General features: G+C 58.4%; 14 protein-coding genes. 4 read left to right on the forward strand and 10 right to left on the reverse strand.

Annotated features, from left to right (window positions below; translation table 11 throughout):
• Positions 1-8: 8 nt before the first annotated feature.
• The 3 genes from GXP72_RS11530 to GXP72_RS11540 are packed head-to-tail and all read right to left on the reverse strand — an operon-like array spanning position 9 to position 3,026.
• Entirely contained in the window at positions 9-1,259 is a 1,251-nt protein-coding gene (locus GXP72_RS11530; RefSeq protein ID WP_208762881.1) for an efflux RND transporter periplasmic adaptor subunit, read from the reverse strand.
• An 11-nt stretch (positions 1,260-1,270) separates the two neighbouring features.
• Complete coding sequence (gene cusF / locus GXP72_RS11535; protein WP_208762882.1) at positions 1,271-1,612, reverse strand: cation efflux system protein CusF; 342 nt, start codon at positions 1,610-1,612, stop codon at positions 1,271-1,273.
• Between the two features lie 28 nt (positions 1,613-1,640).
• The gene (locus GXP72_RS11540; RefSeq protein ID WP_208762883.1) at positions 1,641-3,026 is read right to left on the reverse strand and encodes an efflux transporter outer membrane subunit; all 1,386 of its coding nucleotides are present in this window, start codon (positions 3,024-3,026) and stop codon (positions 1,641-1,643) included.
• A 162-nt stretch (positions 3,027-3,188) separates the two neighbouring features.
• Here GXP72_RS11540 and GXP72_RS11545 point away from each other — a divergent pair, with 162 nt between their 5' ends.
• Positions 3,189-3,872 carry a copper/silver response regulator transcription factor gene (locus GXP72_RS11545; RefSeq protein ID WP_090416914.1) on the forward strand — a complete coding sequence of 228 codons (684 nt, stop codon included), beginning with the start codon at positions 3,189-3,191 and terminating at the stop codon, positions 3,870-3,872.
• Positions 3,862-5,316 carry a Cu(+)/Ag(+) sensor histidine kinase gene (locus tag GXP72_RS11550; RefSeq protein WP_090416912.1) on the forward strand — a complete coding sequence of 485 codons (1,455 nt, stop codon included), beginning with the start codon at positions 3,862-3,864 and terminating at the stop codon, positions 5,314-5,316. Before GXP72_RS11545 ends, GXP72_RS11550 begins: the two co-directional genes overlap by 11 nt.
• A gap of 3 nt (positions 5,317-5,319) precedes the next feature.
• Here the strand turns inward: GXP72_RS11550 and GXP72_RS11555 are convergent, their stop codons facing one another.
• On the reverse strand, positions 5,320-6,225 hold the full coding sequence (locus tag GXP72_RS11555) for a LysR family transcriptional regulator (protein WP_024908529.1): 906 nt from the start codon (positions 6,223-6,225) through the stop codon (positions 5,320-5,322).
• A 117-nt stretch (positions 6,226-6,342) separates the two neighbouring features.
• Between GXP72_RS11555 and GXP72_RS11560 the strand changes: the two genes are divergently transcribed.
• Complete coding sequence (locus tag GXP72_RS11560) at positions 6,343-7,758, forward strand: MFS transporter (protein WP_090416910.1); 1,416 nt, start codon at positions 6,343-6,345, stop codon at positions 7,756-7,758.
• Positions 7,759-7,804: 46 nt separating this feature from the next.
• Here GXP72_RS11560 and GXP72_RS11565 read toward each other — a convergent pair whose 3' ends face one another.
• From GXP72_RS11565 to GXP72_RS11575, 3 genes are read right to left on the reverse strand one after another with little or no spacing between them, the layout of a single operon-like run.
• Positions 7,805-8,800: a DUF2891 domain-containing protein gene (locus GXP72_RS11565; RefSeq protein ID WP_090416908.1), complete on the reverse strand. Its 996-nt coding sequence runs from the start codon at positions 8,798-8,800 to the stop codon at positions 7,805-7,807.
• Positions 8,801-8,809: 9 nt separating this feature from the next.
• Positions 8,810-9,796, reverse strand: coding sequence for a DUF979 domain-containing protein (locus tag GXP72_RS11570; protein WP_024908532.1), 987 nt, complete (start codon positions 9,794-9,796; stop codon positions 8,810-8,812).
• A complete protein-coding gene (locus GXP72_RS11575; RefSeq protein ID WP_008501655.1) occupies positions 9,793-10,515 on the reverse strand; it encodes a DUF969 domain-containing protein in 723 nt (240 codons plus the stop codon). The genes GXP72_RS11570 and GXP72_RS11575 overlap by 4 nt, the downstream gene beginning before the upstream one ends.
• Positions 10,516-10,715: 200 nt before the next feature.
• Here GXP72_RS11575 and GXP72_RS11580 point away from each other — a divergent pair, with 200 nt between their 5' ends.
• A complete protein-coding gene (locus GXP72_RS11580; protein WP_021240146.1) occupies positions 10,716-11,261 on the forward strand; it encodes a winged helix DNA-binding protein in 546 nt (181 codons plus the stop codon).
• On the opposite strand, the gene glgX is transcribed toward GXP72_RS11580, so the two are convergent.
• From glgX to treZ, 3 genes are read right to left on the reverse strand one after another with little or no spacing between them, the layout of a single operon-like run.
• Entirely contained in the window at positions 11,262-13,337 is a 2,076-nt protein-coding gene (glgX, locus tag GXP72_RS11585) for a glycogen debranching protein GlgX (protein ID WP_090416906.1), read from the reverse strand.
• A gap of 15 nt (positions 13,338-13,352) precedes the next feature.
• Entirely contained in the window at positions 13,353-15,821 is a 2,469-nt protein-coding gene (gene treY / locus GXP72_RS11590; RefSeq protein WP_208762884.1) for a malto-oligosyltrehalose synthase, read from the reverse strand.
• Positions 15,818-17,605, reverse strand: a complete 1,788-nt coding sequence (gene treZ, locus GXP72_RS11595; protein ID WP_090416902.1) for a malto-oligosyltrehalose trehalohydrolase — start codon at positions 17,603-17,605, stop codon at positions 15,818-15,820. The genes treY and treZ overlap by 4 nt, the downstream gene beginning before the upstream one ends.
• Between the last annotated feature and the right edge of the window lie 4 nt (positions 17,606-17,609).

Consider the following 17,609-nt stretch of genomic DNA (forward strand, 5'->3'; position numbering starts at 1 on the left):
TCGTCTCCTTAATGGCCAGAATGCGCGCCGTCAGCCGTTTCAGCGTGACGCATGCGCTCCAGCGCGCCGGTAATATTGGCCTCCGAGTCAATCAGGAACAGACCGCTGACCACTACCGACTCTCCCTCTTCCAGTCCGCTACCAATGCCGGACTGCTGCTGAGCTTCATGCAGAACGTGGATCCTTTTCGGCACAAAATTCCCGTCCGCATCAACGGTAATAACGCGCTGTTCTTTGCCGGTATCGATTACGGCCTGGGAGGGGATCAACAACATTTCCTGGCTTTGGGTATTTAGCTTCAGGTACGCATTCATGCCCGGTTTCAGCAGTTCATCCTTGTTAGAGACCTGCAGACGCACCTGCAGCGTACGGGTGGTTTGATCCACGCTCGGCAGAAGACTCCACTTTTCAACCGGGAAGGATTTATCCGGATAAGCCGGTATGGAAACAGCAAACTGCGAGGTATCTTTCAGCAGATAAGCGATGGATTCAGGTACTGCCGCGCTGATCCAGACCGGATCCATTCCCTGAATTTGCGCCACCACCTTATCTCTGGAAATATTCATCCCGGTACGCAGGTCAAAGGCCGTGATCACCCCGTCGATAGGCGCCTTGATGGTAAACCGGGTCTGGATCGTTCGAGTCGCACGCATCCTCTGAATATCGTCATCCGGCATTCCGGCCAGGCGAAGACGCTCCAGCACACCTTTTATTTGCGTTGGCGTTCCACCGGTGCCGGATAGCAGCAGAAACTCGCTCTGCGCTTCGACCCAGTCCGGAATGGTAATATCAATCAGCGGCGTGCCTTTCTTCACCTTATCGCCCGTCGTCAGCGGATACACTTTCTCCACGAACCCTTCCGCGCGCGCCTGCACAATGACAAACTGATAGTCGTTATAGCTGACGTTGGCCGGGATCGTCTGGGCATAATTCAGCGTTCCGCGCGTCACCTTTTGCGTTTTTAATCCCAGATTCTGAACCTGTGTCGGGTCGATACGTATTCCCGTGCCGCTTTTATCGTCATTTTCGTCCGCATATTTAGGCACCAGATCCATATCCATAAACGGCGATTTACCGGGCTTATCGAATTTCACGTCAGGCTTCATCGGGTCATACCAGAAAAGCACCTTTCTTTCAGAGACGCTGTTTTCTGTTTTTTCATACGAATGAAAAGCCTGCCATGCCGTTACCGATATCAGCCCTCCCGCAATCAGGCTGCTGACTATCATGGCAGCATATTTTATTTTTAATGAGGCCATGCCGTATCTCGCTATTTAATGCTCTTCAGTAAAGAGATATTGCCCTGCTGAACAAATGAAAAATCAACGTGACTGCCGACCTTTAAGGCGTTGATGCTCTCATCGGCCTGAATAAAGGTGAAACGCATGGTCATCGCGGGCCAGCCAATCGCCGGGATGGCCTCATGAGAAATCGTGACCTTTTTATTTGTGAGATCAATGTCCTTCACGATACCGGTCCCGGTGATGAGCTGCTCTGAGCTCCCTTCGCTGGCAGCACTCATCCCCTCGTGCTGATGAACTTCAGCCTGGAGGCCAGCAGAAAACACAATAGAGATCGCACCGAATACAATAGCCTTAAGTGAATTGCGCATGTTTATTTTCCTGTTTAATTAAATAACGTTATTCGACCCAACCGCCGCCGAGCGCGGTGAAAAGATTAATTTCATTAACCTGCCGGGCATAAATAAGGTCGAGAATATTTTGCTGCGTGGAGAAAAGAGAACGTTCCGCATCAAGCACTTCGATATAGCTGACCGCCCCGCTGGAATATAACCCTCTGGCCCGCTGCAGGGTGATGCGTAGAGAATCAAGATACCGCTGTTGCGCAGCAAGCTGCTGGTTAATGCTGTCCCGCAGCGCGAGCGCGTCGGCAACCTGTTTGAAGGCGGACTGAATTTTTTGTTCGTAATTAACAACCGACTGCTGCTGGCGAATTTCAGCCAGCTTCAGGTTGGCCTTATTCCTGCCCGCATTGAAAATGGGAATTTCGATTTTAGGAATAAAATTCCACATCCCGCTCCCTGACGTGAACAGGCTGGATAATTCCGTACTACCTGTGGAAAGTCCGCTGGTTAGTGATATGGACGGGAAAAAGGTGGCACGCGCCGCGCCGATATTCGCATCGGCCGCTTTAAGCTGGTACTCCGCCTCCATAATATCCGGGCGCTGCAGCAGTATCGCTGAGGAAAGATGGGGAGGCAGTTTTACCGGCGCGACATCGCCGGCATTCATGCCGCTGTCGCCCGGGAGCGCGCGATACGTGCCGAGGACCAGCTGCAGGGCATTATTGGCCTGCGCCAGCTCTCCCTCTCGTTTGGCAATATCTGCCTGCGTGCTTTCGATCTGTCCCCGGGCCTGTTCCAGCGCCAGGACGTTCGTACTGCCCGTCACCAGCTGCTGCTCAACGAACGCATAAGACTGCTGGTAATTTGTCAGCGTTTCCCGCGCAATACGCAGCTGTTTATACGCCAGCTGCTGGTTGAAATAGCTTTGAGAAACGTTAGAGACGAGCAGGATATGCACCGCGCGCCGGGCCTCTTCGCTGGCGAAATAGTTTTGTCGGTCAGCCTCGCTCATGTTCCTCAGCTTGCCGAAGAAGTCGAGTTCATAGCTAAGCGCAAGGCCCGCGTCGTACTGCTGCGTGGTGGGTTTGTCACTTTTAAGCCCGCCGCTGTACGTGATACCCGAAAAGGCATTCAGCTGAGGATAACGGTCTGCTTCCGTCACGTTGAACTGCGCCCGCGCCTCTTCAACCTTCAGGGCGGCCATTTTTACATCGCGATTGTTATTCAGGGCTTCCGTAATCAGCCCCGCTACCTGCGGGTCGGCAAAAAAGGTGCGCCAGCCGGTATCCTGATAACCCGCCACAGCGGGCGTCAGGCCGTTGCGCGAGAGTGAAAATTGCTGAGGTACCGGTGACGCCGGGCGCTGATAGTCGGGGGCCAGCGAGACGCAGCCTGCCAGGATAAATACCGTACTGATGCTTAGTCGTTTTAACAGGAACATAACGGTCCAGATGAAGTCCAGAGTATTTTTAGGGCTACTCTACGGAACACATCCTGTTTGACGGGTGACAGGATAATGACAATGTTGTCATTTTTAACGTAAGTCATTGTGAACGGTCGCGGGCGCCATAGAATGTCATCAGCAGCCATTCTGGGGAGCACGATGAAAATACTGATCGTCGAAGACGAAATGAAAACCGGTGAGTACCTGTGTAAGGGGCTGACTGAAGCGGGGTTTGTCGTAGACCACGCGGATAATGGCCTGAACGGCTACCATCTCGCCATGACCGCTGAATACGGTCTGCTGATTCTGGATATCATGCTGCCCGATGTGAACGGCTGGGACATTGTCCGTATGCTCCGCTCTGCGGGCAAAGGGATGCCCATTCTGTTACTTACGGCTCTCGGTACGATTGAACATCGGGTCAAAGGGCTGGAGCTGGGCGCGGATGATTATCTGATTAAGCCTTTCGCCTTTGCCGAGCTGCTCGCCAGGGTAAGGACGCTGTTAAGACGCGGAAATACGGTGATCGCGGAAAGCCAGCTTCAGGTGGCAGATCTTACGGTTGACCTCGTGTCGAGAAAGGTCAGCCGGGCCGGAAGTCGCATCCTGTTAACCAGCAAAGAGTTCAGCCTGCTGGAGTTTTTCATGCGCCATCAGGGAGAAGTGCTTCCCCGCTCCCTGATTGCCTCCCAGGTGTGGGACATGAATTTTGACAGCGACACAAACGCGATTGACGTGGCGGTAAAGCGGCTGCGCGCGAAAATCGATAACGATTTTGAACCGAAGCTGATCCAGACGGTGCGCGGCGTGGGCTATATGCTGGAGGTGCCGGATGCACGTTAAGTTTCCCCGGCGCCCCTTTTCTCTTGCTCTGCGGCTGACCTTTCTTATCAGTCTCTCCACTATACTGGCCTTTTTCGCCTTTACCTGGTTTATGCTCCATTCCGTTGAAAAGCATTTCGCCGAGCAGGATGTCAGCGATCTGCAGCAAATCAGCACTGCGATGCACCGCATACTGCAATCACCGGCCGATCCCGATCAAAAGAAAATCAGCAAGATTAAAGAGTCGATCGCCAGCTACCGCAACGTGGCCGTCCTGCTTCTGGATCCGCAGGGCAATACCCTGTTCAGCTCGGCGCAAGGGGCGGCTTTGCGCCCGGCAATGAACACGGCGAACTTTAGCGAACACCGTCGCGCACAGGATGTGTTTCTCTGGACGGTAGAAGACCCGGCCAACCCCATGCACGCCGGGTCCGACATGAAAATGGAAACCTACCGGATTATCGCCTCTTCAGGCACGGCGACGCTGCAGGGAAAAACACAGGACTACGTCATGCTGATCGGGCTCTCCATTAATTTTCATCTCCACTATCTTGAGGCGCTGAAAAAGAATCTCCTGGCGATTGCGGCGGTTATCAGCCTGCTGATTATCCTTGTCATTCGCATCGCGGTGCGCCAGGGACATTTGCCTCTGCGTAACGTCAGCAACGCCATAAAAAACATCACCTCTGAAAATCTGGATGCACGACTGGAGCCGTCCCGCGTACCCGTTGAGCTGGAGCAGCTGGTCATCTCCTTCAACCAGATGATCGAAAAGATTGAAGATGTCTTTACCCGTCAGGCTAACTTTTCCGCCGACATCGCGCACGAAATCAGAACCCCCATCACCAACCTGGTGACGCAAACGGAAATCGCGCTGAGTCAGAACCGCACTCCGAAGGAGCTGGAGGATGTGTTGTACTCCAGCCTGGAAGAGTACAACCGGATGACCCGCATGGTCAGCGACATGCTTTTCCTGGCGCAGGCGGATAACAATCAGCTCATCCCTGACCGGGTGATGTTTGATTTAAGCGCCGAGGTCATGAAAGTCTTCGATTTCTTTGAAGCCTGGGCGGAAGAACGCCACATCGCGCTGAAGTTTAACGGGATGCCCTGCCTGATAGAAGGCGATCCGCAGATGTTCAGAAGGGCCATAAATAATCTGTTATCCAACGCCCTGCGCTATACGCCAGCGGGCAAAACGGTGACGGTCACACTGCGAAAACAGGATAACGACGTTGAACTGGTGACAGAAAACCCCGGGCCGCCGATCCCGCCGGCGCATCTGCCGAAGCTGTTTGACCGTTTTTATCGCGTCGATCCGTCCAGGCAGCGTAAAGGCGAAGGCAGCGGAATTGGGCTTGCTATCGTGAAGTCCATTGTCACCGCACATCAGGGAAAAGTCCGCGTGGAATCGGATGCGGTGTCGACGCGCTTCATCCTCACCGTGCCGGGGAAAGTGCTCTGAGCGTCAGCAAACAGCACGGCACACCTCAAGGACCTTTTCCCTGAGCCACCGGTGCGCCGGGTCCCTCTCCATGCGCGGATGCCACATCTGTGAAACCGTTATGGTCCGGGTCTTAAAGGGCAGTTCAAAGACGTGCACGCGCTCGGTCATCGCCTGATTGAGCAGATATAACGCCGGCACCATGGCAATCAGATCGGACGCCAGCGCCACGGATAACGCCGTCGGGAATCCAGGCACCACGCTGGCGACCTTGCGCTTCATCCCGCGCTCCGCCAGCGCCTCATCGACAAACCCGTGCAGCGATCCGTCCGGCGAGGCCACCACATGCCCCCAGGCGACATAGTCACTCAGGCTGACCTCCGGCTGCTCTGACAGCGGATGCCCCTTACGCACCGCGCCAACAAACCGATCCTGAAAGAGCCTTTGCAGCCGTATTTCAGGCCCCATGTTACCCTGCACGCCGATCTCCAGGTCGACCAGCCCCTCACGTAAATAGCGCGACGTTTTTTCCGGTTTCGGTGAGAAACGGATGCACACCCCGGGCGCGACGCTCGCCACCGCAGCAATGAGCAGAGGCCCAAACGCCACCACAAAACCGTCGTTGGCCCGGATGGTGAACAGCCGTTCAAGGCTTTCCACCTTCAGCGTGTCGGTGGAGGGCTGCAGCACCGCCCTCGCCTCGTGCACGGCGCTTCTGGCGCGGTCCCGGGTGGCTTCGGCCCAGGGCGTCAGCACCATATGACGACCGGCCCGTACCAGAATAGGATCGCCGGTCACCTCCCGCAGCCGGCTCAGGGTGCGGCTCATGGCGGAGGTGCTCAGGCTCAAACGTCTCGCCGCGCCCGCCACGCTGGCTTCTGCCAGCAGAACGTCGAGCGCAACCAGAAGGTTAAAGTCAGGATCGGACACGATGCCTCCTCAGATGTGGCGTTACATGCAATGATTAAGTGCAAATGATGCGTCTTCCGCCCTGTATACCGCATGATTATAGTTTCGTCATCACGATTCTTATCCGGAGTAACGACAATGACGCTATTTACCAACCTGCCCGGCGATGAAGGTTTATCCGGGCATGAACGCGCCAGGGTGATGGCCGCCGTTATGACCACCACGCTGATGGGCGTTTTTGACGGTACCATGATCAACATCGCGCTCCCCTCCATGGCAAGAGCGATGCAGGTCCCTGCGAACGTTGCGGTCTGGTTCGCCAACGGTTATCTGCTGTCAGCGGCGATGACGTTGGCCATCTTCGCGGCGCTGGCAGCCCGCGTGGGCTATCGCCCAATCTTTCTGGCCGGGCTTGCCACCTTTACGCTCACCTCGCTCGGCTGCGCGATGGCAACAACGCCGGAAATGTTAACCGGGATGCGAATTCTGCAGGGCATCGGCGGCGCGGCGACCCTGAGTATTGCTCCGGCTATCCTGCGCTCCGTTTTTCCGGGCCGGCTGCTGGGCCGCATTCTGGGGCTGCACGCCCTGCTTATTGCCTCCAGCACGGCGATTGCCCCGGTACTCGGCGGAACAATACTGGACGCCCTGAGCTGGCAATGGCTGTTCGCCATTAATCTTATTCCAGGCAGCATCGCCCTGCTGCTGGCATGGCGGGCCTTGCCGCGGGAATCGGCCGCTGACCGCACTCCCTTTGACGCGCCGGGCGCCGTGCTCTCCGCCGTCCTGTTAGGTTCAGCGATCATGCTGGCCGACAGCCTTCAGCATGTGACGGAGCACATTAACCGGCAGGCCGTCTGCTGGGGCGTTGTCGCGCTGGTCGGCGCCTTCGCCTTTACCTGTCGGATTCGGCGCGCGCAACATCCGTTACTGCCGCCGGTGATGTTCAGAAACGGGCACTTCACCCTCGCCGCGCTGACCTCGCTGGCGTCGTTTGTGAGCCAGGGGATCACGTTTGTCGCGCTGCCGTTCCTGTTTCAGAGCGTGTATGGCTACAGCCCGGTGGTGTCGGCGCTGCTGTTCACCCCGTGGCCGATTGGCATCGTGCTGATCGCGCCGCACGCGGGTCGCTGGGCGGATACGATCTCCGCGCCGCTGATCTCGACCCTAGGGCTGATCGTCTTTGTCGGTGGGTTGGTCCTGCTGGCCACGTTGCCGGAGAATCCTTCCGTATGGAATATCGGCCTGCGCAGTCTGGTATGCGGTATTGGATTTGGCTGCTTCCAGAGCCCCAATAACCGGGAAATGCTCGCTAACGTCGCGCGGGAATATGCCAGCTATGCCTCCGGCGTGTTGTCGATTGTGAGGACATTCGGCCAGTGTCTCGGCGCCGCCGTGGTGGGGGTGCTGCTGGGAGCAGCGGCAGGATGGGACCATCAACATGCTATCCATGTTGCACTGTGGCTAGCCGTCATCGCCTCGACGGGTTCGGTGGTATTTAGCCTGAGCAGGCTGCGCTCTGCTCGGCCTACAGGCAAGCGTTGCACAATGTAGGCCGGGTAAGCGCAGCGCCACCCGGCAAGAAAGACGACTCGTTTGTTTACTCCAGCGCCAGCAGCGCAAAGCTCGCCAGCCAGTGCCCGCCGCTATAGTGGCTGCCGACCACATGCCCGACGCTGGCGGCCAGATGTTTCGTCACCGCCTCGCGCAACGCCGGTTGCGCCGGGTGGCTGGCAGGAAGCGCTTTCGCAATGTGCTTCATACACCACGCGCGGCTGAGGTTTAATCCGTCCAGATGGGCAATTTTCGGGTCGGTACGATCGCTCACTTCCGCCGGGTTCATCAGTGCCGTAACGGCGCTCACCTCCGGCAGAAACGCGTCAAACCAGGCCGGGAAGTCTTCAGACACCTTGCTCATCAGCAGCGCCTCCGTCAGCGCGCCGGAAATATACTCGTCTCCGCCGGGCTCATAATGAGCCGGATAGCGCGTGTCGGCGAGATAAAACCGCTCCGCTTCCGCCAGAATCGCCTGTTCAAGCGCCTTGTCTCCCACTGTGCGACCGTAATCGAGCGCCAGCGCGAGGGCAAACGCGGTGTTGTAGTGCGTCCCGACGCGGATCGGATAGGTGAGCTTACCGAGGTAATCCACCAGCCGGTTGCGAATATCCTGGGTGAGCGGTGCCAGCGTCTGGTACCAGCCCGCGGCCTGCGGCAGCGACGACTGTTTCAGCTCCTGGGCCAGCGCCAGCAGCCAGCCGTAGCCATACGGTCGCTCAAACGAGGCGCGGAACGGCACGGTAAAATAGGCCAGCTCCTTCGCCACGTTCTCTTCGGTCATGTGCTCGTCAAAAAGCGCGACGATCGCGTCCCGAGACGGTAATTCTGGATAGAGCCGCACGCAGCGCAGCAGCAGCCAGTAACCGTGCACCGCCGAATGCCAGTCAAAACAGCCGTAGAAAATCGGGTGCAGTTCGCGCGGCGGCAGAACGTCACCATCATCATTAAGCAGGTGCATGATGTGGTTCGGGTATTCCTGGCGCAAATAGGTCAAAGGCATGCGGGCAAACGCGTCGGCCTGATGTTGCGTTAATTCCATGACAGCTCCTTAGCGAAACACGAGGAAATACATTAAGAACACGTTCACCACCAGCAGGGTTAACGCGGTCGGGATCTGGATCTTGATCACCTGATATTTGTCTTTCAGCTCCAGCAGCGCGGCGGGAACGATATTGAAGTTCGCGGCCATCGGCGTCATCAGCGTGCCGCAGTAGCCTGCATACATGCCAATCGCCAGCAGCGGCGCAGGGTTGCCGTGATGCACGTTGATCAGAAACGGCAAGGCGATACCGGCACTTAACACCGGGAAGGCCGCAAAGGCATTACCCATAATCATGGTAAACAGCGCCATACCCACGCAGTAAATCACCACCAGCATAAAGCGGCTATCCGGGTTCACAAACAGGCTCACCACCTTCTGTACCGAGTCGCCCGTGTTAGCCACCACGAACACGCCGCCGAGCATGGCCAGCATCTGCGGCAGGATCACCGCCCAGCCGATAGTATCGACAAGACGACGAGACTGACGAACGGCATGCAGCGGCGTGCCTTTGGTCAGCCACCAGCCGGTGAGGATCGCCGCGACGCAGGCTACGCAAAGCGCCGCCAGTGTGAGCTGCTTCTGATCGAGCAGAAACACGCCGCCGACCGAAACGCCCTTCAGGAATAACGTGCCCAGCACCGTCACCACCGGGATCATCAGCGCAGGCAGGAACAGCCAGTTTTTGAGCCGGTTCGATGAGGCAACGCGCTCCTCCTCGGTCGACATTTTATAGTGCCCTTTCCCGACCAGACCAAACCCCGCCAGCAGCGCGATGGCGATAACGCCGCCGCCGATAATCCGGTACGCCAGCGATTTGCCGAGTTCCTGAACCATCAGATCGCCAAACAGGAAGATCCCGCCAAACAAGAACCAGAACAGCGCGGTGGTAAAGCGCTTCGGATTGGCGCGATCGCGCAGGGTCATCACAACCAGCAGCATCACGACAAAGCCAATCAGGTAGTACACGCGGTTAATGGTGATAAGCGTCATCATTGCGCGGCCTCCTGCGTACCCTGCTCTGCACGCCAGGCCATCACGTCGCGACGGATACTTGCATCGAGGCGCAGCAGGCGCGTCATATGAATAATCAATGCCGCAATGGCGGTTGGGATAGCCCACAGGCCGATATGCAGCGGTTCAATGCCCTGAATGCCATTCTCTTTCAGAAACGCGTCGATCAGCAGCACCGCCCCGAAGGCAATAAAGATATCTTCCCCAAAGAAGACCGCGATGTTGTCACACGCGGCGGCATGGGCTTTGATTTTGTCGCGAATGTGCTGCGGCAGCTCGCCATATTCGTTCAGCGCCGCTCCTTCGGCCATCGGCGCCAGCAGCGGGCGCACCGTCTGCGCGTGACCGCCCAGCGACATCAGGCCCAGCGCGGCGGTACCTTCACGGGCGACAAAATAGAGCATCAGAATACGCGCTGAGGTGGCGCTGGCGATCTTCGCCACCCAGGCCTGGGCGCGCTCTTTAAGCCCGTAATATTCCAGCAGGCCAATCACCGGCAGGATCAGGATGAAGGTGGCCAGCGATCGGCTATTGACGAACTTCTCGCCGAAGGTCTCCAGCAGCATGCCGAAATCCATACCGACCAGCAGACCCGTCGCCAGCCCCGCCACCACGACCACCAGCAGCGGGTTGAAGCGCAGTGCAAAACCAATAACCACGATCGGTATCCCGATCAGCGGCAGCAGCGTAGTACCGTCCATAACGTTTACCCTATCGAAAGTGAGCGTTGCGCGCCGACGGCTATTTTTTTAATTTGCGGCGAGCGATGTTGTGTTTTGTTGGCAGGCTTCGCAAAACCTGCGCTAAAAAGCTATATCTGAACCTCAAAAACATGTAAACAAATTATCAATAAAATGTTCTTATTTTATCGATGAGTTTACATTTCTGGCTAAGGAACGTTATGACCTCAGAAAAGAGTGCTTCACCCGATCGCGACGATATCAACGAGGGCCGGATCGTCTCTTCCCGCCATCTGGTATCCGAGCGCTGCGCGGAGTTATCAGAGCTGGAATATGCGCTGATCATGACCGGCAACGCCTTTAACAAATGGATGGTGCGCTGCATGACGGCTGCCGGCGAGCCCGATATGGGCGCCTTTGACGTTTCGCTGCTGCATCACGTGAACCACCGCGACCGCAAGAAAAAGCTGGCCGATATCTGCTTCGTCCTCAACGTGGAAGACACCCACGTGGTGACCTATGCGCTGAAAAAGTTGGTCAAAGCAGGCTACGTGACGAGCGAGAAAGCGGGGAAAGAGCTCTTTTTCTCTACAACGGAGGAAGGGAAAGCGCTGTGCATGAAATACCGGGACGTGCGGGAGGCGTGTCTGATTGCGATCCACGCGGAGAGCGGCATTGCCGGGAAGTCGATTGGCGAGACCGCGCAGCTGTTACGCACAATCTCCTCCCTGTATGACACCGCCGCACGGGCGGCGGCGTCACTGTAACTAAGGACGGCGGAACAGCGTAATGCTCCGTCCGGCCAGCGCGTACTCAACGGTTTCGGTGATCGCTGTCCCGGTGGCGGCATCATCCGCCGTAGACAGCTCCAGCACCCATCCCCCTTCGCCAAACTGCGGGATATGGAACGGCACGGTGCCTTCAAACGGATTGAACAGCATCAGCACGTCGTGCCAGATGCCGTCCTCCTGCTGAAGATCCGGCCTGCTGATGGAGACCCCGAGCGTTGAGCCTTCATCCCACTGCTCGGCCTGCTGCGGACCGCCTCCGGCATTGAACCAGCGGATCTCCAGCCCGTCGCGCCAGCTTTCACGGCGCAGCAGCGGCTGTTGCGCGCGAAGGGCAATGAGACGACGGGTAAACTCGCGCAGCGCGGCGTCGTTTTCGGAGAGCCCCTTCCAGTCGATCCACGAGATTTCACTGTCCTGGCAGTAGCCGTTATTGTTCCCCTTCTGCGTGCGGCCAAACTCGTCCCCCGCCAGCAGCATCGGCGTGCCGTGGGAGAACAGCAGCGTGGTGAGGAAATTACGTTTCTGCCGTTCGCGGGTAGCGATAATATCCGGGTTCTCGGTTGGCCCTTCCTCGCCGTAGTTGTACGAGCGGTTATCGTTATGCCCGTCGTTATTATCCTCGCCGTTGTCGGCATTATGCTTCTCGTTGTACGACACCAGGTCATTCAGCGTAAAGCCGTCGTGGGCGGTGATAAAGTTGACGCTGGCCCACGGGCGACGCCCACGCAAATCGTACAGATCGCCGGAGCCAAGAAGCCGCGCGGCAAAGTCCGTGGAGACGTTGTCCCCCTTCCAGTACTCGCGAACGGTGTCGCGGTATTTGTCGTTCCACTCCCCCCAGCCTGGCGGGAATCCGCCCACCTGATAGCCGCCGGGACCGATATCCCAGGGTTCACCAATCAGCTTCAGTCGGGATAAGACCGGATCCTGAGTCATGGCGTCAAAAAAACCGCCGCGCGGGTCAAACCCTTCGGGCTCGCGGCCCAGGATCGTCCCGAGGTCGAAACGAAAACCGTCAATGTGCATCGATTCCGCCCAGTAGCGCAGGGAATCCATCACCATCTGCAGCACGCGCGGATGCGAGGTGTTGACCGTGTTTCCCGTCCCGGTGTCGTTGATGTAGTACCGGTGCTGGTCCGGGAGCGTGCGGTAATAGCTGTAGTTATCAATCCCCTTAAACGAGAGCGTCGGGCCAAGCTCGTTCCCTTCCGCCGTGTGGTTGTACACCACGTCAAGAATGACCTCAATGCCCGCGTCATGATAGGCGCGCACCATGTCGCGAAAACCCTGGATCCCCGCCGGGCCGTAGTAGCGCGACGCCGGAGCAAAAAAGCCCAGCGTGTTATAGCCCCAGAAGTTCTTCAGACCGCGGTCGAGCAGATGCTGGTCGTCCGGGAACCAGTGAACTGGCAGCAGCTCCACCGAGGTAATGCCCAGGCTTTTGATATAGTCGACCGAGGCTTTATGCCCCATGCCTTCAAACGTGCCGCGCAGCTCGGGTGGTATGGCCGGGTTCATCTGGGTAAAGCCTTTCACGTGGCTCTCATAGACAACGGTATGCGGCCAGGGCACGTTCGGCCGGCTGTTGTCCTGCCAGTCAAAGGCGTTCGGGTCGATGACCCTGCCTTTCGGCGTGAACGGCGCGCTGTCCCGCGTGTCAAAGCTCAAATCCAGCTCGTCATGCCCCAGCTCATAGCCGAAATGGGCATCGTTCCAGTCGATGTCACCCACCAGTTCGCGAGCGTAGGGGTCGATAAGCAGCTTATGCGGGTTGAAGCGATGACCGTTTTCCGGGTCGTAGGGGCCGTAGACGCGATAGCCATACAGCGCCCCCGGCTTCAGGTCAGGCACATAGCCGTGCCAGACCTCATGGGTATACTCCGGCAGCTCCAGCCGGGCGATTTCCGTTTTCCCGGACGGGTCAAACAGACAGAGCTCCACCCGTTCAGCGTGAGCGGAGAACAGCGCGAAGTTAACGCCCTTCCCGTCATAATTCGCCCCCAACTGCTGGCCATGACCGGCCCGAATTTCAAACGTTGTATCCTTTGCCATTTTCGTTCTCCACGATTATTCGCAGGTAAGCAGAACCAGTACACATCCCTTTTCTGACGTTAACGCCAGCGTTTCTTGCAGCATGCGGCTTTCGCCGCTGAACAGATCCCGATAGCGCTTCCCGGCCAGTTCGTCGGGTAACGCGACCGTGGTATTGACCCACAGCTGATGATTATCGGTGACGTCAAAAACCAGACGCGGTACGGCGACAATCAGCGCCTCGTCGTCCTTAACGCGCGCATAGACAATCAGGTTCTCCTCGCGCTCGCCGCTGACCTTAAGCGGTAGCCAGTCGCCGTAGCGGAAAAGCGCGTCGTAGTGCGGTCGAAGCCGCAGCAGCGTGGCGGTAACGAACTGTTTTACCCTGCCGTCCAGCCAGCATGCCGGGTTGTCAAACACCCCGGCATCCGCCGCGCTGAGGCTCTGCACAAGGGCCGGAAAGTCCGGCTCGCGTCGGTTATCCGGGTCGACAAGGCTGAAGTTAAGCGCCTCGCTGCCCTGATAGATATCCGGCACGCCGGGGGCCGTCAGCTTGATCACCGTCTGGCTGAGGCTGTTCATCAGCCCGGCGCGGATAAAGGGCTGCATCGCCTCGCTGAAATCGTGCAGGAACAGGCTATTGTCCGGTGAAAGCAGGTGCCGCGCGTAGCTCAACACCACGCTCTCATAGCTCTCGTTACTGTCAATCCAGTCGGTGCGCTGTTTCGCCTCGCGCAACGCTTTTTCGAGGAAGCCGATAAAACGTTCTTCCAGTGATGCCAGCCCGTCAGCGTCGTCCGGTGTCAGCGTGGCGGGCCAGACGCCCGCCAGCGCCTGGTAGATCATCCACGTATCGGCGGCGTTCGGCGCGGTACCGTCATTGAGAAAACGCACCTGGGTCTGGTTCATCTGCCGCCAGCGGGCCAGATTTTCCCCCCAGCGTTCCGGGGCTTCCGTCAGGGTGTAAAGGCGCGCCCGGGCATCTTCCCCGCGCTTGGTATCATGCGTGGAGGTGCCCAGCAGCGCGTCGGGCTGACGTGCCAGACGAATGCGCATTTCCTGGTGGAATCGGGATAATGAAAACGCGCGCGGCGTCGGGTCGGCACCCACTTCATTGAGCGCCAGCTCCAGGTTGTGGCGGAAGAACAGCGTGTCTTCAACGGATTTCGCCATCAGCGGCCCGGTGAGCTGCTGGAAGCGGGTCCTGAACAGTGCGGCGCTCTGGCGGCACCCGTCTGGCAGGTCGCCGGTAAGAATGCGCACAATCAGGCTGAGCGCTGCTTCCGACGTTTCCACGCTGGCAACCACGCGGTTAAGCAGCGCCACGTCCGGCGGGGTTAATCCCTCGCGAGTGCCATAGGTGCGGTAGACCGGAAAGGCAATAAGCAGCTCACGCAGCGCGTGGCGGATTTCCTCGCGCGGCAGCGCAACCTCATTGCGGCGTGCCAGATCCTCAGCAAGGTTCAGCAGCGTGGTGAATTCACCCTCAAAATTACGATCGGCCATCAGGCCTTTGGCATCGCGCAGTTCCGCGTGGCGATCGACCGTGATGCCCAGCGTCTCGTCGTGGATGGTCTCCAGGCGCGACAGACTATCGTCGTCGACCAGCACTTCCGCCAGCGAGGCGATAAACTCGTAGCCGGTGGTACCGGATACCGGCCAGTCAGAGGGGAGCTGTTCCCCTTTGGCGAGAATCTTTTCGACCGTAATGTAGCAGTCGGGCCCGGTGGCCTGCCGCAGGTGCTGCAGATAGCCCAGCGGATCCGCCAGGCCGTCGACATGGTCAATGCGCAGGCCGTCCACCACGCCCGCGTGGACCAGCTCAAGGATCAGCCGGTGCGTGTCGTCGAAGACCGCATCATCTTCAACCCGAACGCCGACCAGCCCGGTGATCTCAAAGAAGCGCCGCCACGAGAGCTGCTTCGGCGCTTCCCGCCAGGACATCAGCCGCCAGCTTTGCGCGTCGTGCAGCTCGGCAATGCTTTTCTCCTCGCTGTACGTGCCGGGGTTGAGCGGATACTCGGCGTCGTAGTAGACCAGTGCGGCCCTTTTCGTGACAGGGTCACGTTTTAGCGTGATAGCTCCCTTCTCCAGCTCCGCCTCAAAGGTGTCGCCGAGGAACGGCAGCGTAAGCGGGCGCGAGCCGTCGATATCGAAATAGCGGAAATAGCGGCTCTGCTGGCCATATTCAATTACGTCGCGCCACCAGAGGTTTTCCAGCGAGGTGGACATATGGTTCGGGACAATGTCCAGAATCAACCCCATGCCGGCCTGCTTAAGCGCGGCGGCCATGCGGTCAAATCCTTCCCGCCCGCCGATGGCGGGGTCGATTTCATTCGGGTTGGTTACGTCATAGCCGTGGGTGGACCCCGTCGTGGCAGTGAACACGGGCGACGCGTAAAGGTGGCTGATGCCGAGGTCCTTCAGATACGGCACCAGCGCCACAACGCGGTCAAACGTCATGCCGTTACGGAACTGAATTCGGTACGTGGCGGAAGGGATCATAACGATGCTTCTCCATCAGCAAAGCGAACGACAATACCGTTCGGGGGTAAAACGTCGGTGACTTCCGACGAGGCAAAACGCGTCTCCCCCGCCAGAGCGGGCAGCGCGGCGGGCTTAATGCCGATATTCAGCGCCAGAGAGAGCGTCCCCGACGGGAAGCGCCAGCTCACCGCCACCATGCCGGGCGCGGTCTTGAGCACATGGCCCTCAACGGCGCCGCCCGAATGCAGAAGCGGAACGATATAGCGATGGCGCAGCGTCAGCAGATGGCGCGTATAGCGCAGCCACGTCTTGCCCTCGTCGGTGGCGACTTTATGCCAGTCGAGCTTTGAGCGGATAAACGTGTTCACGTCGTTCGGGTCCGGGACGGTTTCATCGTGTCCGGCATGACCGGTAAACTCTTTCGCGCGCCCTTCCCGCACCGCCTTTGCCAGTCCGCCGTGAAAGTCGGTGAAGAACAGGAACGGATGCGTTTCCCCAAACTCCTCGCCCATAAACAGCAGCGGGATATGCGGGGAGAGCAGCAGCGCGGCAAGCAGCACCCGCGTCTTGTCGGCGCCCGCGAGGGAGATAAGCCGCTCGCCCTGAGCACGATTGCCGGTCTGATCGTGGTTTTGGATAAAATCGACGAAGAACTGCGGCGGCTGCGTGCGGCACTCCACCCCGCGAGACTCGCCGGTTTGCAGAGATACCTCGCCCTGGTAGACAAAGCCTTCCGCCAGCGCCCGGGCGAACTTTTTCTCCGGCTCAAAGGCAAAGTCCTGGTAGTAGGCGTGCGTCTCACCGGTGGCAAACACGTGGGCGGCGTTGTGGAAGTCATCGTTCCACTCGCCGGTAAACAGCGGCGCGTTGCCCTGTTCATCACGCGGATGCAGGAAAATCACGTTGCGGCTGTCTTCCGTGGTCAGGTGAACGTGACGGTGCGGAATGGCCTCGCGAATTTTTGCGGCAATCTCCTCGAGAATATGCGTGTCCGAGCCGTCTTTAATCTGGTCGATGGCATCAAACCGCAGGCCATCCAGGCGGTATTCCGTCAGCCAGAAGAGCGGCGCGTCGGTCATGTACTGTCTCACCGGCTCGCGCTCGTAGGCGATGCCGTTGCCCCACGGCGTCATCCGCTGTGCATCGAAAAACGCGGGCGACAGCAAAGGCAGATAGTTCCCCTCCGGGCCGAAGTGGTTGAGCACGATATCCAGCACCACTGAAAGCCCCAGCCCGTGCGCGGCGTCGATAAACGCGTGGAAATCCTCCGGCGTACCGTAGGCTGAGTGTGGGGCATACAGCAGCACGCCGTCGTACCCCCAGCCGCGGGAACCGCCAAACTGAGAGACGGGCATCACTTCAAGCTGGGTAATCCCGAGTTCTGCCAGATACGGCAGCTTGTCGATGGCCGCCCGGAAGGAGCCCTCCGGAGTAAAGGTGCCCATGTGCAGTTCGTAAATAACCGTCTCTTCCCACGGACGCCCTGCCCAGTCGCGGTTGACCGGCTGGTAGCGTCGGGGATCGATCACCACCGAGGGGCCGTTAACGTCGCCCTTTTGCGCCCGCGAGGCGGGATCGGGCACCGCCATGCCGTCCTGAAGAACAAACTGATATTCTGCACCGTGCGTGACGCCGGGGACGTCTGCCTGGAACCAGCCGCCGCCTGTTGCCGTCATCGGCACGTCGGCGGTGGCAAGACGTAGCGTAAGTTCTTTCTGTCCTTCTGCCCAGACGCGAAAACGTACAACGTCATCGGAAATAAACTCAGCCCCCCACTGCTTTTGAAATGTCCTGAATTCCATTCAT

This window comes from Enterobacter sp. SES19 (assembly GCF_011765665.1).
In the GTDB taxonomy this organism is placed as follows: Bacteria; Pseudomonadota; Gammaproteobacteria; order Enterobacterales; family Enterobacteriaceae; genus Enterobacter; species Enterobacter pseudoroggenkampii.

Bases quoted from the DNA above. Each gene is read 5' to 3' on its own strand.
- glgX (WP_090416906.1), bottom strand. From the start codon at position 13,337: ATGGCAAAGGATACAACGTTTGAAATTCGGGCCGGTCATGGCCAGCAG.
- GXP72_RS11530 (WP_208762881.1), bottom strand. From the start codon at position 1,259: ATGGCCTCATTAAAAATAAAATATGCTGCCATGATAGTCAGCAGCCTG.
- GXP72_RS11570 (WP_024908532.1), bottom strand. From the start codon at position 9,796: ATGATGACGCTTATCACCATTAACCGCGTGTACTACCTGATTGGCTTT.
- treZ (WP_090416902.1), bottom strand. From the start codon at position 17,605: ATGGAATTCAGGACATTTCAAAAGCAGTGGGGGGCTGAGTTTATTTCC.
- GXP72_RS11560 (WP_090416910.1), top strand. From the start codon at position 6,343: ATGACGCTATTTACCAACCTGCCCGGCGATGAAGGTTTATCCGGGCAT.
- GXP72_RS11580 (WP_021240146.1), top strand. From the start codon at position 10,716: ATGACCTCAGAAAAGAGTGCTTCACCCGATCGCGACGATATCAACGAG.
- GXP72_RS11565 (WP_090416908.1), bottom strand. From the start codon at position 8,800: ATGGAATTAACGCAACATCAGGCCGACGCGTTTGCCCGCATGCCTTTG.
- cusF (WP_208762882.1), bottom strand. From the start codon at position 1,612: ATGCGCAATTCACTTAAGGCTATTGTATTCGGTGCGATCTCTATTGTG.
- GXP72_RS11550 (WP_090416912.1), top strand. From the start codon at position 3,862: ATGCACGTTAAGTTTCCCCGGCGCCCCTTTTCTCTTGCTCTGCGGCTG.
- GXP72_RS11545 (WP_090416914.1), top strand. From the start codon at position 3,189: ATGAAAATACTGATCGTCGAAGACGAAATGAAAACCGGTGAGTACCTG.
- GXP72_RS11540 (WP_208762883.1), bottom strand. From the start codon at position 3,026: ATGTTCCTGTTAAAACGACTAAGCATCAGTACGGTATTTATCCTGGCA.
- GXP72_RS11575 (WP_008501655.1), bottom strand. From the start codon at position 10,515: ATGGACGGTACTACGCTGCTGCCGCTGATCGGGATACCGATCGTGGTT.
- treY (WP_208762884.1), bottom strand. From the start codon at position 15,821: ATGATCCCTTCCGCCACGTACCGAATTCAGTTCCGTAACGGCATGACG.